Genomic DNA, 18,605 nt, shown 5'->3' with positions numbered 1-18,605 from the left:
AGTATAATAGAAGTACAGTGTTACTACTTTTAAGGAAATGAGTCTAAGAAAATTTATAAGTAATAAAACAATAGCGGGACTGGCAGTGATATTGACTGCGTTTGCAAATACCGGTGCATTTGCCCAGGCTGCAGAAGCTGCTGCTGCTACCGCCGAAAAACCAGTTGACATGGGCCCGGTTTATAAGTCGGCAATTTTTTACGTGCTGGCCTTTTTGGTGCTGTGCCTGTTTATCGCAATAATTGGAAAAGCACTGAAAGTGTATGAACTGACCAGACAGGCACAGGATAAACCTAAAGGAATCAACTGGAATGCTATAAATGGATTTCTTTTCGCTTTGTTTCTGATCGTAGGATTATACGGAGTATACTGGGAATATACGGTTCATGGCAACATGTTGTTGCCTGAAGCAGCTTCTGAACATGGTAAAAAGATCGATCAGATGTTTAACATCACCCTGATCATCACAACGATCGTTTTTATACTTACACATATTGCTTTATTCGGGTTCGCTTATCTTTATAAGAATACCGGTAAACGAAAAGCATACTATTATCCGCACAATAATGCCTTGGAGCGTTTATGGACAATTATTCCGGCTCTGGTTTTAACCGTGCTTGTGTTAATGGGTTTCCTGACCTGGAGGTCTATATTCTATAAAGTTGAAGACCCGAACAACAAACCGATCAGCATTGAGATCACTTCTGCTCAGTTTTCCTGGGCTATCCGTTATCCGGGAGCCGATGGTGTGGTAGGTGTTAAAAATTACAAACTGATCAATTCTACCAACGCACTGGGTATAGATTTTAACGACAAGAAATCTCTTGACGACCAGGTAGCGGATGTTATGGTAATCCCGGTGAACAAGCCTGTCCGTTTGATCCTGACCAGTAAGGATGTATTACATAGTTTTTATATGCCGCATTTCAGGGTTCAGCTGAACACCGTTCCCGGCATGACCTCTTTCTTTGAATTTACGCCGACGATCACCACTGCGGAGATGAAAAAGAAAACAAATGATCCTAAATTCCAATATTTGTTCCTGTGTGCGAAGATCTGTGGTCAGGGCCACTACAACATGCAGAAAGAGGTAAGGGTGGTATCACAGGAAGAATACGATACCTGGATTGCGGAACAGGCTCCATATTTAACTGACGATTTGAGAAAGCAATTTAACATGCCTGTAACTGCAGCACCGGCAGCTGAGCCTGCTGCTCCGGCTGCAACGGATACTTCAGCGGTTAATACAAATCAAATAGCTTTAAAAAAATAACAATACTGGAATAGCACATTATGTCAACTATATCATTACACGATACACATAACCACGATAGCCATGATGATCATGGGCATCACAAAGAGACTTTCTTAACGAAGTATATCTTTAGTCAGGATCACAAGATGATCGCCAAGCAGTTTTTGATAACTGGTATTATCATGGCTGTAATAGCAATGTGTTTATCCATATTGTTCCGGTTACAGCTGGCCTGGCCTGATAAGTCTTTCCCTATCCTGGAAACTTTTTTAGGAAAGTGGGCTGAAGGCGGACGGATCAAACCCGATTTTTATCTGGCGCTGGTAACGATCCACGGAACTATTATGGTGTTCTTTGTGTTAACTGCAGGATTGAGCGGAACGTTCAGTAATTTGCTGATCCCGCTTCAGCTGGGTGCAAGGGACATGGCGTCGCCATTCCTGAACATGCTTTCATACTGGTTTTTCTTTTCAGCCTGTGTGATCATGATGAGCTCCTTTTTTATTCAAACGGGCCCTGCGAGTGCGGGATGGACGGTATACCCGCCTTTATCTGCTTTGCCAACGGCAATTAGCGGATCCGGCCTTGGAATGACTTTATGGCTGATCAGTATGGTGCTTTTTGTGGCTTCATCTTTAATGGGCGGTATCAATTATGTAACTACTGTATTAAACATGCGTACTAAAGGAATGGACCTTTGGAAAATGCCATTGACGATCTGGGCGTTTTTTCTGACTGCCATATTGGGTATCCTGTCATTCCCTGTATTGGTAGCGGGTGTTGTACTCCTGATATTTGACCGTAGTTTTGGAACGAGTTTCTATCTTTCTGATATTGTAATGGGTACCCAGGTTTTGCCGAATGAAGGAGGGTCGCCGATTTTATGGCAGCACTTGTTCTGGTTCCTTGGTCACCCGGAAGTATATATTGTAATTATGCCTGCTCTGGGTATTTCTTCTGAGATCATCTCTATAAATTCAAGGAAGCCAATATTTGGTTACCACGCGATGATCTATTCATTGATCGGTATCACTACTTTATCGTTTATTGTGTGGGGTCACCACATGTTTGTGACGGGCATGAACCCGTTGCTCGGGGGTGTATTTATGATCACGACCCTTATTATCGCGGTACCTTCAGCAGTTAAAACTTTTAATTACCTGGCTACGCTATGGCGCGGTAATATCAAATTTACCCCTGCGATGCTGTTTGCCATTGGATTGGTCTCTTTCTTTATTTCCGGAGGTCTGACCGGTATATTCCTGGGAAATGCCGCACTGGATATTAATCTCCACGATACTTATTTTGTAGTTGCCCACTTTCACCTGGTGATGGGTTCTGCAGCGATCTTTGGTATGCTTGCGGGTGTTTATCACTGGTATCCAAGAATGTTCGGAAGAATGATGAACAACAAATTGGGTTATCTGCATTTCTGGTTAACCTTTATCGCGGCTTATCTGGTATTCTTCCCGCTGCACTTTTTAGGCCTGGATGGTGTACCCCGCCGTTACTATGCCTTTACAGAGTTTGAGTTTATGCAGAAATGGCTAACGGTAAACGTGTTCGTAACATGGGCGGCGATCATCGGCGCACTTGCACAGGTGGCATTTCTATGGAACTTCTTTTACTCCATATTTAAGGGCAAGCGTGCACCTCAAAACCCTTGGGGAGCGAATACACTGGAATGGACTGCTCCGGTTGAGCACCTGCACGGCAACTGGCCTGGAGAAATTCCAACTGTTTACCGCTGGCCATATGACTACAGTAAACCTGGAGCTGAAGAAGATTTTATTCCGCAAACTGTACCTTTTTCACAAACTATGAGTTCAAATATGCCACATGATTTTGAGGGAAATGCGGAATCTGAGCGTATACAGAGAGCGTGGGAAGAGCAGGAAGAAGCTGCTGCAGCTAAAACGAAATTAGACTAGTACAATAGTTTATAATAAGATGGGGTATCTGCAGTAGGTAAATACTTACAACAGATACCTCATTTTTTTTAATCATTTACACATGGTTCCTAAATCTGAAGAGAGATTTATCAGGCTAAACCTTACGACAATTGTAGTAACCCTTTTGCTAATTCTGGCAGGCGGGATCGTACGCAGTACAGGTTCTGGTATGGGCTGTCCGGATTGGCCAAAGTGTTTTGATCAATATGTGCCGCCTACTTCTGTCAGCCAGCTTCCTGCTGATTATAAAGAGAAATTTGTAGCGGAACGGGTAGCAAAGAATGAACGTTTCGCAAAGACGCTTGACAAAATGGGTAAATCCCAGCTTGCAGACAGCATCAGGCATGATGTATCGATCCTGCAGCCGGAGACATTCAATGCAGCAAAGACCTGGACGGAATATGTAAACAGACTGATGGGCGCTTTGACGGGATTTTTATTATTGGGCCTGCTGATTTTTTCTTTTACTTATCGCAGAACAGCGAAAAGGATAATTGCACTTAGTTTTTTAAATCTGATCATCGTGGGTTTTCAGGCGTGGCTTGGCTCTATTGTGGTCTCCACTAACCTGGTCGCCTGGATCGTTACCGTACATATGCTCCTTGCACTGGTGATATTGGCAATCCTGATCTATACATATCATTATGCAGTGCAAATGCACAAACAACCGACTGTGGTTATGGCGCAGGTATTCTGGCTCAAATTACTGATCTTTCTGGGAATAGTTGTCACAGTGGTACAGATCGTTTTGGGCACCGAAGTAAGGGAGGCGGTCGATGCGGTATCCAAAAGTCTGATGTATGCTGACCGGGACAACTGGTTAAGCAGGGTGGGGAGAATTTTCTCCTTACACCGTGATCTGGCCATAGCGGTGCTCCTGCTGAATATTATTATTTATAAGGTGACAAAAGACAGGTTCAGCGGAAAGTCTGGGGCATTGATGGTCATAAATTCAATTGCAATTACTTTGGTCCTGCAGATCATTACTGGTTTATTGCTGTCAAATCTTGCACTGCCGCCTTATGCGCAAGCGTTACACATTTTATTCAGCACGCTTTTATTCAGCCTTCAATATTACCTTTATTTACTGGTTTACAGAACAGCAGCTTACAAACAGGGAATTAACTAAATACAACTTGAAACAATTTTTAACAGATTTCTCCAAACTCATTAAATTCAGATTAACTTTTCTGGTTGTGTTTTCGGCATCGGTTACTTTTTTGATCGGTTCGAAGGTTTCAATAGATGGGGCCGTGCCGGGTATTGACTGGATGAAATGGCTGATCCTGATCGCAGGTGGTTTCCTGGTGACTTCTGCGGCGAATTGCTTTAATGAAGTAATCGAGGTAGATCTTGATAAGCTGATGACCAGAACGAAGGACCGGCCGATGCCGGCAGGTCACATGACTACCGGGCAGGGGCTGGTATCCGGTTTGGTAATGGGTATGCTGGGCACCTGGCTGCTGGGTAAGCTGAATATTGAAACAGGTCTGCTTTCGGTATTTTCCATATTTTTATATGCATTTGCCTATACTCCTTTAAAAAGGAAATCACCGGTAGCTGTGTTTGTAGGTGCGATACCCGGGGCTTTGCCACCGCTGATCGGGTATGTAGCGGCACATGGTAAAATTGACAGGATTGCGGTGATACTTTTTCTGATCCAGTTTGTATGGCAGTTTCCACACTTTTGGTCCATTGCCTGGGTATTGGATGATGATTATAAAAAGGCAGGGTTCAGGCTGCTGCCTACGACTAAACGGGACAAAGTCAGTGCTTTCATTACATTTTTGAGCGCATTAATTTTGATACCTGTAAGTTTATTGCCAACGTTCTACGGCTTCGGAGGTTATTACATTGCTGGAGTTTCTTTGGCAGCAGGCTTGATTTTTGCCTGGCTTGCATTTAAGATGTGGGTAAATATGGATATGGCGAGTGCGAGAAAGGTAATGTTTTGCTCTTTCTTTTACCTGCCATTGGTGCAATTGATTTTATTGTTTGATTTTATAGGAAAATAAGTTTAAAATGGTACATACATTAAATAAACAGGATCTGAATAACCACGCTCAGGAAAATTTGAAACCTAAAAAGTTCATTGTATGGCTGTTCATGGTGTCGTCAATGATCATGTTCGGCGGCTGGACAAGTTACTATATTGTGTTCTCCGCCTCTAAAGGGAAGGGACACGGACTGGTATTGCCGGATCTGTTCATTTACAGTACAGCAGTTCTGCTGGTCAGCAGTCTGTGTTTGTTTCTGGCTTCAAGGGCGTTAAAGGCAGGGAATACAGGCGCACAGCGGGGGCTTTTGTGGGCAACTCTGGTATTGGGGATCTTATTTGGGTACTTACAGGTATCCGCATGGTCGACGCTGGTCGCAACCGGGGCCTTTTTCTCTAATAATAATGCGGCGATTTCGATGATCTATGTGGTGTCCGGATTTCACTTATTACACATTTTTGCAGGGGTTTGCTTTTTATTGAACGCCATTGTAGGCACATATTTGAATATCTCTTCTGAGAGGCGTAAATTCCGGATGGAAGTCGCGGCTATATTTTGGCATTTTATAGATATATTATGGATATATCTGTATGTTTTTTTACTTTTGAACAGTTAGATTTTTTAACAAACTATTACTATTTACAAAATGAGTTCATTATCACAATTAGATCAGGTAAAAACTACTCCATGGAGTGGAGGCCGCTCGCCGTGGTCAGTAGAGTACGGCAAAATTATGATGTGGTTTTTCCTGGTTTCTGATGCATTCACATTTTCCTCACTTTTGATCTACTACGGAGCACAGCGCTTCAGTAAGTTTACATGGCCTGCACCTGATAAGGTGTTTCAGTCCATTCCGGGAATAGCGGAACATGGCGCTCCATTGGTTTTCGTTGGTATCATGACTTTTATCCTGATCATGAGCTCGGTAACTATGGTACTGGCTGTTGAGGCCGGACACAGACGTTCTAAAAAAGAAGTGATCTGGTGGATGGTTGCTACGATTATTGGCGGGTTAATGTTCCTGGGCTGTCAGGCTATTGAATGGACTCACCTGCACCATGATGGTTTCTGGTGGGGAACTATCCCTACAGCAGAGGAACTGAAGCATTTCTTTAACGGACCGGTATCCCTGGTGGCGGCACAACAGTTTGCCAACCTGTTCTTTACCATTACCGGTTTCCACGGATTTCACGTGTTTAGCGGGGTGATCATCAATATCATCATCTTATGTATGACCATTAACGGAACTTTCGAAAAGAAAGGCCATTATTTAATGGTAGAGAAAGTAGGACTATACTGGCACTTTGTAGATTTAGTATGGGTATTTGTTTTTACATTCTTCTATTTGGTTTAATTGTAATTTTATAAAAATATTATCATGTCTGAACATCACTCACATACAGAAGACGGTCACGAGCACGGTGATCACGCAGGTTTATCCAAGGGTAAAATCTGGAAGGTATTTGTAATTTTACTGCTGATTACGGTGGTCGAATTTATCATTGCACTATGGGCAATTCCCAGTGGTCATCTTACCCAACATACCGGTAACTATATCTACATTGTATTGACTTTGTTAAAAGCCTTTTACATTGTTGCGTATTTCATGCACCTGAAATTTGAGAAACGCGGATTGCAGCTTGCATTAACAGTTTCATTCGTATTCATCATGTATTTTATTGTACTGATGCTGATCGAAGGGGGTTACCTGCACGTGCATATGCCTGTTATTTAATGAAGCCTGCTTCTATAAAAAAAATCCTGATCCTGGTCACCATATTAGCGGTACCAGGATTTTTATATTATTTACTGCAGGATCAGGGCAAGAACAGATATAAACCGTTACCCTTTTTTGGGCCTAAACAATATGGACATTCCTTTCATGAGGTAAGGGGTAAAACGATTGCTGATACCATATATCATGAAGCAAAGGGCCTTGATTTTATCAGTCAGGCAGGTAAATCTGTCAACTGGGATAGTTATAAAGGCAAGATTGTTGTCTTTAATGCGTTCTATACGCATCCGTCTTCGGAGGCAGTGAAGCTGTCCAACAAAGCAATGCAGGCATTTAACGCCTGGTATTCAAACAATAAGATGGTGCATTTTGTGAGCATGAGCATTGACCCTGTTTATGACCGTCCTGAGGTGTTGTCAAAATATGCAGACAGCCTCTCCGCGAAGCCTGGAAAATGGGATCTCCTTACCGGAGACAGCACTAAGCTTTTTTCATTTATAAATGATCAGTTATTTATAGATGCGCATCAGGCTTATGGCAGGGGACGCAAGCATTTTCTATTGAGCGATTATTTTGTGCTGGTTGACCCTCAGCACCGGATCCGGGGTTATTACCACTCAAACAGGCAGGAAGATTTATCTAAGCTGGATGACGAGATCAAGGTATTGATCGCAGAGGTATTGAGGAATATTGAAGACGGAAGGTAATTCTTCCGGTAACTAATTTATTATGAATATTAACGATAAGTTTTTTTTACGATTAATCTGGATCGTGACGGCAGTAGTTCTGCTGGTTGTCATTGCTTTAAAAATGATTCCTCCGCCTCAGGGCAGGCCTTCCTTTATTTATATGCTGCCGCATATCATTGGTGGCATTAATGCGACCTGTTCGATTCTTCTGATCATCTCGCTGATCTTCATTAAGCGAAAAAATATACAGGCCCATAAAGTGACAAATGTGATCACTTTCGTCCTGTCTGCATTATTTCTTGTGTTTTACATTCTTTTCCATCTGTATGAAAAGGATACGCGCTTTGGTGATGCAGACCATAACGGGCTTTTGTCTGCCGCAGAGCTGGCTGCAACAGGGGCATACCGGTATGTTTATTTCTTTATTCTGATTACACACATTATTTTGGCAGTGGTTGTATTGCCGCTGATCCTGATCAGTTTCTTAAGGGGTTTCAGCATGCAGGTGGAGCGGCACAGGAAGATCGTTCGCTGGGCCTATCCTGTTTGGTTGTATGTGGCGGTTACCGGTGTTGTGGTTTATCTGATGATCTCTCCGTATTATAATTTTTAGTCCAGATTTTCTTTCCTTATATTTGTAGCATGAAAAGGACAGCATTTGTTTTTATTCTTATTTTGCTGCTTGCGGGTTCGTCTGTTCCCCCTGCCAAGGCACAATGTGCAATGTGTACAATTAGTGCAGAGCAGGGTACAAAGAATGGCAATACACAAGGTAAGGGACTGAATGCAGGGATTATATACCTTTTGGTAATTCCTTATCTGATGATATCCGGTATAGGTGTATTGTGGTATTTAAAATACCGTAAAAAATCTGCAGGATATGCCCAAAACATCTAAGTTCCATGCGGTCATTCACGGCAAATGTCCGCAATGCCGGAGAGGGAATATTTTTACAGGCAGTCTTTATGGTCTTGATGTTCAGCGTACCAATACGGTTTGTGCGCACTGCGGTCAGCGGTTTGAAATAGAACCGGGATATTTTTATGCAGCTATGTATGTGAGTTATGCAATGAATTGTGCGGAAATGATAGCCCTGGGCATTGCTACGTATGTGTTCTCCGGAGGAAACCTCGAGTTCGAATCACTTTGGCTATATCTTACGGTAATTTTTACAGGCTGTTTACTTTTGGCCCCATTTAATTACCGGTATTCACGGGTGATTTTATTACATTGGCTATCTCCGAAAATAAAGTATAATGCCTATTATGATAAACCATGATTAAGCCTGAGACCCTTGGATTTATAACTGATGTAGCAAAAAATAATAACCGGGAATGGTTTGCGGAAAATAAGGACCGCTACGAAGCGGCACGGGAAGATGTACTGTCGTTCATTACTCTGCTCATTCCCGAACTGGCTGCTGTCGACAGAGAATTTCCGTCGGATATGCCTGCTAAGAAATGCTTAATGCGAATTTACCGGGATGTGCGGTTCAGCAAGAACAAGGATCCTTATAAAAATAATTACGGTACTTCATTCAGGGTAAAAGGCAAAGGAGTTCCCGAACCTGAGTACTACCTGCACATTCAGCCTGGTAATTCCTTTTTTGCCGCAGGATTTTGGATGCCGGAGGCTGGGGTGCTGAAAAAGATAAGAGAAGAGATTGATTATAATACTTCAGAATTTCTGGACATTATTAATGCCGGGGATTTTAAAAAGCTTTATAAGCTGAGTGAAGAAGATAAATTAAAAAAGGCCCCGAAGGGTTATGAAAATGATCATCCGCTGATTGACCTTTTGAAGTTGAAGAGCTTTATCGCGATCTATCAGCTTAAAGATGAAGAGTTCCTGAATCCGGGAATCGTTGATAAGTTGAAAAATGCTTTTAAAAGTGTTTACCCATTTATTCTATTTTTGAGAAATGCCATGGCCCAGTGACCAGGGTAGATTTTATTACTGTTAGAAAAGCAATCCTATATTAATGAAAAGAATCATTTTGTTTTTGTTCGCCGTGATGGCCGTCAGCGCATGGAGTTCCTGCGTTATTTTATCCCCGAAAAAATACAAGTCTTTATTGTCTAAACAGGATTCATTGAGTAAAGGCTGGACTGAATCGCAGCAAAAGAATGAAAGTCTGGAAGGCCTGATCGCCAGGCTTAGAAAAGACACTGTTGGTTTAAGCAGTGCATTGAATGATCTTAAAAGCAGGTATTCTGAGATGGACAGCAATTATACGAAGCTGCGCAGCAATAGTTCCTCTGAGATCAATAAATTGAGCAGTGACCTTAAAAAGCGTGAGCAGCGATTGAAGGAAGTGGAAGAGATCCTGCGCAAACGTGATGAAGCCACCAATCAGCTTAAGGAAAAACTGCAGCAGGCTTTGCTGGGCTTTGCCAAGAATGGACTGACCGTGGAAATCAGGAACGGCAAAGTATACGTTTCCCTGATGGATAAGCTGCTGTTCCCCTCCGGAAGCATCATCATTGATGAAAAAGGTAAGCAGGCGCTGAGTCAGCTGGCTGATGTGCTGAAACAACAACCGGAGATCAATATCGCTGTTGAAGGTCATACGGATTCACAAAAGATCACCAATCTTGGACAGATTAAAGACAATTGGGACCTGAGTGTTCTGCGCTCAACTTCGGTAGTCAGGTACCTGACAGAGGTCAGTAAGGTAGAGGCCGTGCGGATGACGGCAACGGGTAAGGGGGAATTTCAACCCCTGGGGCCAAACACAACTGCTGAAAGCAGAAGTAAGAACCGCAGGATTGAAATTGTATTGTCACCGAAGCTTGATGAGCTTTATGATCTGATTAAACAATAATTTAAACTTAGCTATAAATGCCTGACATGTTTAATGTCAGGCATTTATAGCATCAGAAAGGGCTGGCGAAATCTTTAAACACAGGAAGTACCTGATCTTTTTCAGAGATGATCAGTTCTTCAGGCGTCAGATTGTCATTCCATTTGATATTCAGGTCAGCATCGTTCCACATCACCCCGATCTCCGACTCCCTGTCATAGTAACTGGTTACCTTGTAAGTAAAGATGGTATGGTCTTCGAGGGTTAGAAAACCGTGCAGAAAGCCAGGAGGAACCCATAGTTGTTTATGGTTTTCCCCGCTTAGTACAATGCTGAAATGCTGTCCGCAGGTGGCGGAATTTTTCCTGATGTCTACAGCGACATCCAATACACTTCCCGAAATAACACGTACCAGTTTGCCTTGTGCGAACGGAGGTTTTTGAGCGTGCAGACCACGCAGAGCTCCTTTTTGCGAAAAAGATTGATTGTCTTGTACAAAGTCATGACTGATACCCGCATCCGCAAACAATTTTGCATTGAAACTTTCGTAAAAATAGCCGCGGTTATCTTTCCAGACCTTAGGCGATATAACCATCAGATCTTCTATGGGGGTTTTAACAATATTCATATATCGGATTAAGCAATGTACTCCATCAGGGTTCTAAAGGATACAACTCTGGTTTCAAAACGTTGAAAGACTTCCGCCTGCAGTCCGGGTGCAAATTTTTCCTGATACTGCTGGTATTCAGTCATGCTTTCAGCCACATACTGGGCACAATAGGTAACTCCTTCATTCGGAGAATCCAATACTTTTAACAGGCGGTAAGACACGAATTTGCCGGTTTCCATCACTTTCGGGATATGTTCATCCTGCATCCATTGCAGCCACTGTGCGGCGGTGCCATCTTCTATTATCGAGGTAACATTATATAACAACATCGGGCAAAGATATGAACTATGTACCAATAATATCCCCGCGAAGTTTCCTGAAACGCTTGCGTGCCTCTGTTGTAAACATACTGCCCGGATGATCATTGATCAGCTTCTGATAAAGTGCCCTGGCCTGTTCGTTATCCCTGATGTTCTTTTCATAAAGTTCAGCTAGTGTAAACAAAGCATCATCGGTCCATATGCTGCTGTTTTCCTGCGTTGTAAGCGCCGTTAAGACTTTGACCGCGTTGGTGATGTCTTTTTCTTTGATGTATATCCTTGATTTCGTCATCAGGACATCGTCGGTCAGGCTGTTGACCGGGAATGCTATATTGATACTATCCAGTTTGGCCAATGCTTTTAGCGGGAGGTTTCTGAATTCGAGCATCTCTGCATCTGCATACATTTTTAATGCACTGCTGTCTGCCGCAGACTGCAGGTTATCAGAAATCAGCAGGCTCAGGTTAAGCGCATCATTGGCGATAAGCTGGGAAGTGGAAGCCTTCAGTACATCTGCCTGGGACTTGGCATAGGAGAAGTTGCCCTGGTAGAACGATAGTTTTGCGGACCTGTAGTGTGCCTCGTTGCCGATGGGCTGTGCTTCGAACTGTTTGGCGACCTGCTCGTAGATCAGAAATGCCTCCCAGGGCTGCCGGGTTAAAATGTAGATGTCGCCAAGATCCAGTTTGATCTGTCCGATATCACTTGCCGGGATGCCCGGGATTGCCAGGGCACTTTCCAGTTCCTTTTCGGCTTTATCCAGATCGCCGATGTAGTAGGCCTGGAGGTTTGCCAGTTTTTTTAACGCGAATACGGTCTGGGGAGTCTTTCCATATTCCTGCAGCAGGGATTCGTATTGTGCCGCGAGATCTGCTATGGCTTTCTTATCGAACTGCCCGGATAATGCGAGCTGATACCTGGCATCTATCATCTCTATCTTGGCGGGCAGGAAGTAGATATTGTCCTTCCCCTTTCCAACCAGGTATTCATAAGCTTTAATGGCTGTTGCATACGCTTTATTGGCAATAAAGCTATTGGCGGCGTTAAAAAGGATGCCGCCATCATCCTTAATTCTCTTATCCTGGGCAATGAGCTGTCTCAGGGCCATTTCGTATTCCTGCTGCTGCAGGTACTGCCAGATGAGGAGCCTGGTGTAGATTTCAGCCTGCGGGTCCTTTTGGATCTTCTTTAACAGGGCGGCCTGTAAGATCTGGTAGTCGGAATTGTCTTCAAATATACTTGACAATACACTCTCGGCCTGCGGCAATAATTCCGGCATTGCGGCCAAAGCATTAACGTATTCCTGGACCAGCATATTCTTGTCCTTTTTAAACCGGTATATGGTCAGCAGTTCATAAGTGAATATTTTTTCGCTGTTTAATAGTTTTCTGCCTTGCAGGAAAGTGGTAATGGCAAGGTCGTAGGCCTGAAATCCGTAAAACAAGTTGGCCAGTTCCCGCACTTTAAATTCGTCCGCAGGCACGTTGTTTATGGTTTCCATATACATTTTTGTAGCTGCGTCGGCCTGGCCTTTTTCCTGGTAGACCCGGGCAAGCGCCAGGGTATAATGGAAGTTTTTCGGATTTTGCCTGACCAGTTTTTTTATGGTCTTTTCAGCTTCATCCAGTTTTTTGAGCTTTACCAGCGAATTGTAATAGAAATCAAAATAAGTGTCACTTTTTGTACGGCTGAAAAGCTTTTCAAATAAGACGGAAGCTTCCTGATACTGGCCTTGCTGGTAATATTGAAACGCAAGTGCGTCATCTACCTCATCCTGAGCCAGGCAAAGCAGGTGGACGGTAAACAGTAAAAAGGTCAGCACAAATTTCTTCATGGAAAGTTTCTAAAGAACTACTAAAATAACGATTTGAATTGTAATGTTGAACGTATCGGCCCAACATTAAATTTGAATCCGTATTTTAAATGTTACTCAGATTATGTTTTCCCTTCTAATGAATTTTTCTAATTTAAGCTCAACTGACAGGCAAATTGCTTTCGAGTAACAATGTTATTGAATAATGTATATACATAAACGGTGTTGCGTAGCTTTGTAAACCAGAAGATGATATGACAGGAAGCAGAGGATTTTTATTATTCTTTTTATTGTTTTTTACTTTCGCCTGCCGACAGCAGGACAAGGTGAGGACTTTGCCTGTAGATGCCTTTTTTAAATCTCAGGATAAGATCGCTTACAGGATATCTCCTGACGGAAAGAACTTGTCGTACCTCAAACTCGAAGGCAAAAATCAGAATCTTTATATTGAAAATATTGCAACCGGTAAGGATAAGCGCATTACTATGCTGAGGGATAAGAACATCACTTTTTATTTCTGGGTAAGCAAAAACGAGCTGATCTATTATAAAGAATTTGATGCGGGTCAGCAGCGTTCTGATCTCTTTATTATTGATAAGGACGGCACCAATGAGCGGCAGCTCACCAACAATGAAAAGAACAAGGTAAAGGTGCTGGAGGACCAGTTGATCGATGATAAGTATCTGCTGATCTCTTCAAATAAAAGAGATTCGACTGTATTTGATGTTTACAGGCTTAACGTGCGCAACGGGCTCACCGAAATGGCTGCCAGAAACCCGGGAAATATTACAGACTGGATCACTGATCCGGAAGGAAAATTAAGGCTGGCAACCAGCAGTGACGGGGTAAACCAGACTTTGATGTACCGCGAGAATGAGATGCAGCAGTTCAAGCCTGTGATGACCAATAATTTTAAAACGACCTTCAGGCCCATCGCTTTTTCTCATGAGCAGCCCAACGTCGTTTATGCCATTTCAAATATCAACCGCGACAAATGTGCATTGGTACAGGTAGACTGCAATACCGGAAAGGAAATAAAGATCCTGTTTGGTAACGATACTTTGAACATTATCGACGCCCAGTATTCCCGGAAAAAGAACCGGATGTCATTTGTCGTTTACGAAACCTGGAAAAAAGAGAAACATTTTCTGGACGATTCAATAAAATCGCTCTACAACGATCTTGATAAATTATTGCCGAAGACGGAAACACGTATCATCGACAGGGACAGGGCGGAGACCGTTTATATTGTAAGGACGTTTACCGACCGTAATCCGGGCTCTTATTATCTGTATTTTCAGAATACAGGGAAACTGAGAAAGTTAAGTGATTTTAACTCTGCAATCAGGGAAGAGGAAATGTGTGAGATGAAGCCCGTCAGCTATACGACTGGTGACGGCGTGAATATACAGGGGTACCTTACGCTTCCGCTGAATAAAAAGGCGCATCACCTTCCTGTAGTCGTATTGCCACACAATGGTCCTGGCGGCCGGGATCTCTGGGGATACAATCCCGAAGTCCAGTTTTTGGCAAACCGGGGCTACGCAGTTTTCCAGGTAAACTACCGCGGATCATCAGGATACGGCAAGGCTTTCGCAGCGTCAGGATTTAAGCAATGGGGCTGTAAGATCCAGCATGACATTACCGATGGGGTAAAATGGCTGATCAGGAAGAAGATCGCCGATCCTAAACGCATAGCGATATACGGAACAGGTTTTGGAGGACATGTTGCGCTGAATGGCGTAGTTGCAGGCAAAGGAAATTATGCTTGTGCCGCCTCAAACTCCGGAGTGATCAATTTGTTTACTTATCTTAAGTCCATTCCTCCATATTTGAAGCCGAATCTTCAAATGTTTTATGAGATCATTGGAAATCCGCTGACAGATGTGGACCGGATGAAACAATCCTCCCCGCTTTTTCAAACAGATAAAATAAATACCCCTGTATTTGTGGCCCAGGATATTAAGGATCCAAGTATTAATATCGGGGAGACCATACAATTTGTTAAGAACCTGCAGAAGCGTGAGGTAAAAGTAACTTACCTGGAGAATGAGGGGAATCCTTTTTATGGCAAAAATGATGAAAACAGGCAAAAATTTTATACTGCACTGGAGCAATTTTTAGAAGTTAATCTCAAAAAGAAGTAAATTCGGAGTAATGTCTTCAGACAAAAAGAGCGGTTACCGTAAGAATTTTTCACTGATCATTACCTTCATCATCCTGATGTCGGCATTGTTTATTTTGTCGCTTGTGCTGGCCTACCGGTTTAGTACCAAATTTATTGAGAATGAATTTGTATCTGAAAAGGTAAACGTACTCGAACAGAGCATTAAACCCTATAATGACTTCTTTCAAAAGAAGCTACCGGAGGTCTCTTTTTATAATGGATACCTGGACTCCGCAACGGCGTCAAACTTTGTGGATACCGTCTTACTGGAATACCCTTTTGTGTCGAAGGTAATTTTCTATGATTCAGAAGTGCGGAATACCCCGGTCAGTGACGGTCTGAATATTGGAAAATTTTCTTTCGGCCCCAAGAGTATATACCAGTTTGGTACCTTGGTGCCCTCCGATTCGGTATCACTGTTTTCGAGAAATGATACCAGGAATTTCATAGCAGGGGACGATTTTAATACACTGGCACTGAAACTGGTGACATTTATTGAAAGTCTGGATACAAGCAGGGTACCCGCGCAGGATGAGTTGTTCAGTAATTTCAGTGTTGTCCGTTCCAATAAGATCACTTACCTGAACATCCCAAGGATTGAAGACCTGAAAATGTATAAGGCCATGATGCGGAAAACGCTGAAGTCCCAGCCGGTTTACCAGCAGGACATGATGTCGTTCCACCTGGACCCTTATAAGATCAGGATCATCAATTCCAGGCCCTTAATGTATCAGTATATCAAAATTGAACCGCTGACCTACGATCCTTTAGATACATCATCTGCTTATCTTACCACGGAAATTACCCTGCCTGGCCCTTTTTCTGATTATAAGCTTTATTTTATCTCCTCTAAATCTTTTATAGACAAGGAGATCTTAAGCTATTTTTTGCCGATAGCTTTAGGGATATTTGGGTTTTACAGCATTGTAGTACTGGTGGCTTTTCTGATCTATCGTAACCTGAACATCAATCACAAGATGTTTAAGCTGCAATATGACTTTATGAACAACCTTACCCATGAATTTAAAACACCGGTAAGTGTGATCAAGATTGCAGGAAATAACATTAAAAGCGCAACTACGCTGTCACAAAAAGAACTGAACCTTTATGGCAAGATTCTGGATGAGGAGGCTGATAAACTGAACGGGCTGATGAATAAATTGCTTGCCTTTACCCAGATTGAAAACAAAGCGATAGAGCTGAACCGCGATGAAGTAAACATTGATGATTTCATGGTGAGTACAATAGAATCTCACAAGCTAAAACATCCTGATTTTGATTTTACCTATGAGGTTTCGGGGTTTACCAGCTTTGTAACCGACCCGGTATTGCTAGGGAGCTTGTTTGACAATCTGGCTGAAAATGCTTACAAGTATTCTCCTCCGGACCGGAAAAAACTGCACATCAGTGCCAGGCTGATTAAAGGCAAAGTGGTATTTAGGTTTACCGACCAGGGAATAGGCATTCCTGCATCAGAAATTAATAATATATTTAAGAAGTTTTTTCGCATACAGAACCAATATAACCAAAATGGAAGTGTAGGGCTGGGCTTGGCTTTCTGTAAGGAACTGGTTAACTTTATGAATGGTGAGATCACCGTAAAGAGTAAAGTTGACAAAGGAACGGAATTTAAAATTGTACTACCACATAATGATTAATAGATATGGCTAAGGGAATTAAAATACTGATCGTTGAAGATGATGAAAACCTGCGATTTTTAGTAGTGCACCGTTTAAAGGCAGAGGAATATGACGTCCTTGAGGTTGGTGACGGGGAAGCCGCCGAGAAGATCATATTGAGTGAGAAGCCTGACATTGTGCTGCTGGACTGGATGCTTCCCGGTAAACAGGGTTCTGAGGTTTGTGAGGAAGTCCGTAAACAGGGCTTTGAAAACCTGATTATCATGATGACCGCCAAGGCGCAGGATATAGACAAGATCGATGCCTATAAATTTGGGGTTTCTGACTATGTAACCAAACCATTTAATATGGATGTCCTGGTAGCCATGCTGGATAGCAAGGTCAAATTCCTGCTGAACAATGAGCGGTCTGAAGTACACCGTTTTGGCAATATGGAGCATCATCCAAATATTCATACTTTATTCAGGAGTGGAAAGAAGATAGAGCTTACGATACTGGAGAATAGGATTTTGCTTTATTTTCTCAGGAATCCAAACAAGGTGATCAACCGCGATGAGCTGATGCTGGTGGTATGGGGATACAATTCAGATGTGAACACCAGGACACTGGATATGCATATAGTTAGGCTGCGTAAAAAAATAGAGTCAAATCCGGATAATCCTCAGTTGCTGCAAACTGTAAGGGGTGTCGGATACCGGTTCAACCCTTCTTAGGTGACGGTACTATATTAATGCCGCAATATAGCTGAACAGGATCAGTACGAGGTATTGAAGCAGCATGGTGCCGTCGAGATAGAAGAAATAATAGTATTCATTTTTTTTGAAGCCGGACTTAAATATGAGCCAGCCGGTGAGCATTAATGTTAGCGTCAGCGCCAGGATATCAGATAAAGTTGCCTGATTAAACAGCAGCAGCAATACCAGGTACCCTGCGAGCAAAAATTGGCAGAAAATATAGGCCTTGCGCTCCCCCAGCATAACGGGTATTGTTTTAAGGGCATAAAGTTTATCCTGGAACAAGTCCCTGATGTCAAAAGGTACAGTAATGGCTGCGATAAATAAAAATCGCTTGGCCACAAGCAGCAGGGTCTCGGCTGAAGATATATTGATGTGGTAACTTCGTTCCAGCTCGACGATTGGCAACAATACACAGCTGACAGACCAAACCAGTGCGATGAGGAAAAGCTTAATGCCGGGAATGTTTCTGAGGCCTATTTTTTGCTGGTTAAGCGTTAAAAAAGGAACGTTGTAACCTACAGCCATCAGGCCTGTAAAGATCATCAGCAGCTTGGATTCAATACTGAGGTACCATAAGCCAAGCGGAATGATACACAATATGGAGATGAGCGTGATAGAAATGATCAGCCGGTGATGTGAAAAGATCCATCTTACCCTGACATAAGGAGAACTTCCCGGATCTTTAGGCTTGGCCAGAAGCATGCTGAAGTTGTAAAGCCCTATAGTGGAAAAGAAAAGAAAAGCCAGGACATATTTGTCCGGAGGAACTTGCAGAAGGTGATAAGTAATCAGACCCTGGGCTACTGCACAAATGGCAATAAAAAGATTGCTGAAAAGCAGGAAATCAAGAACAGAAAGAAAAATCCTTTTTAACATCTGCATGAAGC

20 protein-coding genes are annotated in these 18,605 nt (G+C 42.8%); 16 read left to right on the top strand and 4 right to left on the bottom strand.

Annotated features, from left to right (window positions below):
• Positions 1-37 precede the first annotated feature (37 nt).
• The 13 genes from QEP08_RS15725 (at position 38) to QEP08_RS15665 (ending at position 10,452) form a co-directional block, all read left to right on the top strand.
• Positions 38-1,273 (top strand): cytochrome c oxidase subunit II, encoded by a 1,236-nt coding sequence (locus QEP08_RS15725; protein ID WP_285059458.1) that lies wholly within the window; start codon positions 38-40, stop codon positions 1,271-1,273.
• Between the two features lie 20 nt (positions 1,274-1,293).
• Complete coding sequence (locus tag QEP08_RS15720; RefSeq protein WP_285059456.1) at positions 1,294-3,186, top strand: cytochrome c oxidase subunit I; 1,893 nt, start codon at positions 1,294-1,296, stop codon at positions 3,184-3,186.
• An 82-nt stretch (positions 3,187-3,268) separates the two neighbouring features.
• Positions 3,269-4,336: a COX15/CtaA family protein gene (locus tag QEP08_RS15715; protein WP_285059454.1), complete on the top strand. Its 1,068-nt coding sequence runs from the start codon at positions 3,269-3,271 to the stop codon at positions 4,334-4,336.
• Positions 4,337-4,343: 7 nt separating this feature from the next.
• Positions 4,344-5,222 carry a heme o synthase gene (cyoE, locus tag QEP08_RS15710; protein ID WP_285059452.1) on the top strand — a complete coding sequence of 293 codons (879 nt, stop codon included), beginning with the start codon at positions 4,344-4,346 and terminating at the stop codon, positions 5,220-5,222.
• Between the two features lie 7 nt (positions 5,223-5,229).
• A complete protein-coding gene (locus QEP08_RS15705) occupies positions 5,230-5,820 on the top strand; it encodes a cytochrome c oxidase subunit 3 (protein ID WP_285059451.1) in 591 nt (196 codons plus the stop codon).
• Between the two features lie 30 nt (positions 5,821-5,850).
• On the top strand, positions 5,851-6,558 hold the full coding sequence (locus tag QEP08_RS15700) for a cytochrome c oxidase subunit 3 (RefSeq protein WP_285059449.1): 708 nt from the start codon (positions 5,851-5,853) through the stop codon (positions 6,556-6,558).
• Positions 6,559-6,582: 24 nt separating this feature from the next.
• Entirely contained in the window at positions 6,583-6,939 is a 357-nt protein-coding gene (locus tag QEP08_RS15695; protein ID WP_285059447.1) for a cytochrome C oxidase subunit IV family protein, read from the top strand.
• Positions 6,939-7,646 carry an SCO family protein gene (locus tag QEP08_RS15690; RefSeq protein ID WP_285059445.1) on the top strand — a complete coding sequence of 236 codons (708 nt, stop codon included), beginning with the start codon at positions 6,939-6,941 and terminating at the stop codon, positions 7,644-7,646. Before QEP08_RS15695 ends, QEP08_RS15690 begins: the two co-directional genes overlap by 1 nt.
• Before the next feature lie 22 nt (positions 7,647-7,668).
• A complete protein-coding gene (locus QEP08_RS15685; protein ID WP_349019044.1) occupies positions 7,669-8,241 on the top strand; it encodes a DUF420 domain-containing protein in 573 nt (190 codons plus the stop codon).
• A 29-nt stretch (positions 8,242-8,270) separates the two neighbouring features.
• The gene (locus tag QEP08_RS15680; RefSeq protein WP_285059444.1) at positions 8,271-8,525 is read left to right on the top strand and encodes a hypothetical protein; all 255 of its coding nucleotides are present in this window, start codon (positions 8,271-8,273) and stop codon (positions 8,523-8,525) included.
• Positions 8,509-8,907 carry a DUF983 domain-containing protein gene (locus QEP08_RS15675; protein WP_285059442.1) on the top strand — a complete coding sequence of 133 codons (399 nt, stop codon included), beginning with the start codon at positions 8,509-8,511 and terminating at the stop codon, positions 8,905-8,907. Before QEP08_RS15680 ends, QEP08_RS15675 begins: the two co-directional genes overlap by 17 nt.
• Positions 8,904-9,566, top strand: coding sequence for a DUF2461 domain-containing protein (locus QEP08_RS15670; RefSeq protein ID WP_285059440.1), 663 nt, complete (start codon positions 8,904-8,906; stop codon positions 9,564-9,566). Before QEP08_RS15675 ends, QEP08_RS15670 begins: the two co-directional genes overlap by 4 nt.
• 43 nt (positions 9,567-9,609) lie before the next feature.
• Positions 9,610-10,452: an OmpA/MotB family protein gene (locus tag QEP08_RS15665; RefSeq protein ID WP_285059439.1), complete on the top strand. Its 843-nt coding sequence runs from the start codon at positions 9,610-9,612 to the stop codon at positions 10,450-10,452.
• A gap of 52 nt (positions 10,453-10,504) precedes the next feature.
• Here QEP08_RS15665 and rfbC read toward each other — a convergent pair whose 3' ends face one another.
• Genes rfbC through QEP08_RS15650 form a run of 3 tightly spaced genes read right to left on the bottom strand, consistent with a single transcriptional unit; the run spans position 10,505 to position 13,195 of the window.
• Positions 10,505-11,059, bottom strand: coding sequence for a dTDP-4-dehydrorhamnose 3,5-epimerase (gene rfbC, locus QEP08_RS15660; RefSeq protein ID WP_285059437.1), 555 nt, complete (start codon positions 11,057-11,059; stop codon positions 10,505-10,507).
• A gap of 8 nt (positions 11,060-11,067) precedes the next feature.
• Positions 11,068-11,370, bottom strand: coding sequence for a DUF4286 family protein (locus QEP08_RS15655; RefSeq protein WP_285059435.1), 303 nt, complete (start codon positions 11,368-11,370; stop codon positions 11,068-11,070).
• A 16-nt stretch (positions 11,371-11,386) separates the two neighbouring features.
• The gene (locus QEP08_RS15650; protein WP_285059433.1) at positions 11,387-13,195 is read right to left on the bottom strand and encodes a tetratricopeptide repeat protein; all 1,809 of its coding nucleotides are present in this window, start codon (positions 13,193-13,195) and stop codon (positions 11,387-11,389) included.
• 233 nt (positions 13,196-13,428) lie between these two features.
• On the opposite strand from QEP08_RS15650, the gene QEP08_RS15645 reads away from it, so the two are divergent.
• Genes QEP08_RS15645 through QEP08_RS15635 form a run of 3 tightly spaced genes read left to right on the top strand, consistent with a single transcriptional unit; the run spans position 13,429 to position 17,694 of the window.
• Positions 13,429-15,321 carry a S9 family peptidase gene (locus QEP08_RS15645; RefSeq protein ID WP_285059431.1) on the top strand — a complete coding sequence of 631 codons (1,893 nt, stop codon included), beginning with the start codon at positions 13,429-13,431 and terminating at the stop codon, positions 15,319-15,321.
• Between the two features lie 10 nt (positions 15,322-15,331).
• On the top strand, positions 15,332-16,999 hold the full coding sequence (locus QEP08_RS15640) for a sensor histidine kinase (protein WP_285059429.1): 1,668 nt from the start codon (positions 15,332-15,334) through the stop codon (positions 16,997-16,999).
• A 5-nt stretch (positions 17,000-17,004) separates the two neighbouring features.
• Positions 17,005-17,694 (top strand): response regulator transcription factor, encoded by a 690-nt coding sequence (locus QEP08_RS15635; RefSeq protein WP_285059428.1) that lies wholly within the window; start codon positions 17,005-17,007, stop codon positions 17,692-17,694.
• Positions 17,695-17,703: 9 nt separating this feature from the next.
• Here the strand turns inward: QEP08_RS15635 and QEP08_RS15630 are convergent, their stop codons facing one another.
• The gene (locus QEP08_RS15630) at positions 17,704-18,600 is read right to left on the bottom strand and encodes a UbiA prenyltransferase family protein (RefSeq protein WP_349019043.1); all 897 of its coding nucleotides are present in this window, start codon (positions 18,598-18,600) and stop codon (positions 17,704-17,706) included.
• Positions 18,601-18,605 lie beyond the last annotated feature (5 nt).

The organism is Pedobacter ginsengisoli (genome assembly GCF_030244015.1).
GTDB lineage: Bacteria > Bacteroidota > Bacteroidia > Sphingobacteriales > Sphingobacteriaceae > Pedobacter > Pedobacter ginsengisoli.
This window is presented reverse-complemented; position numbering and strand designations above follow the sequence as displayed.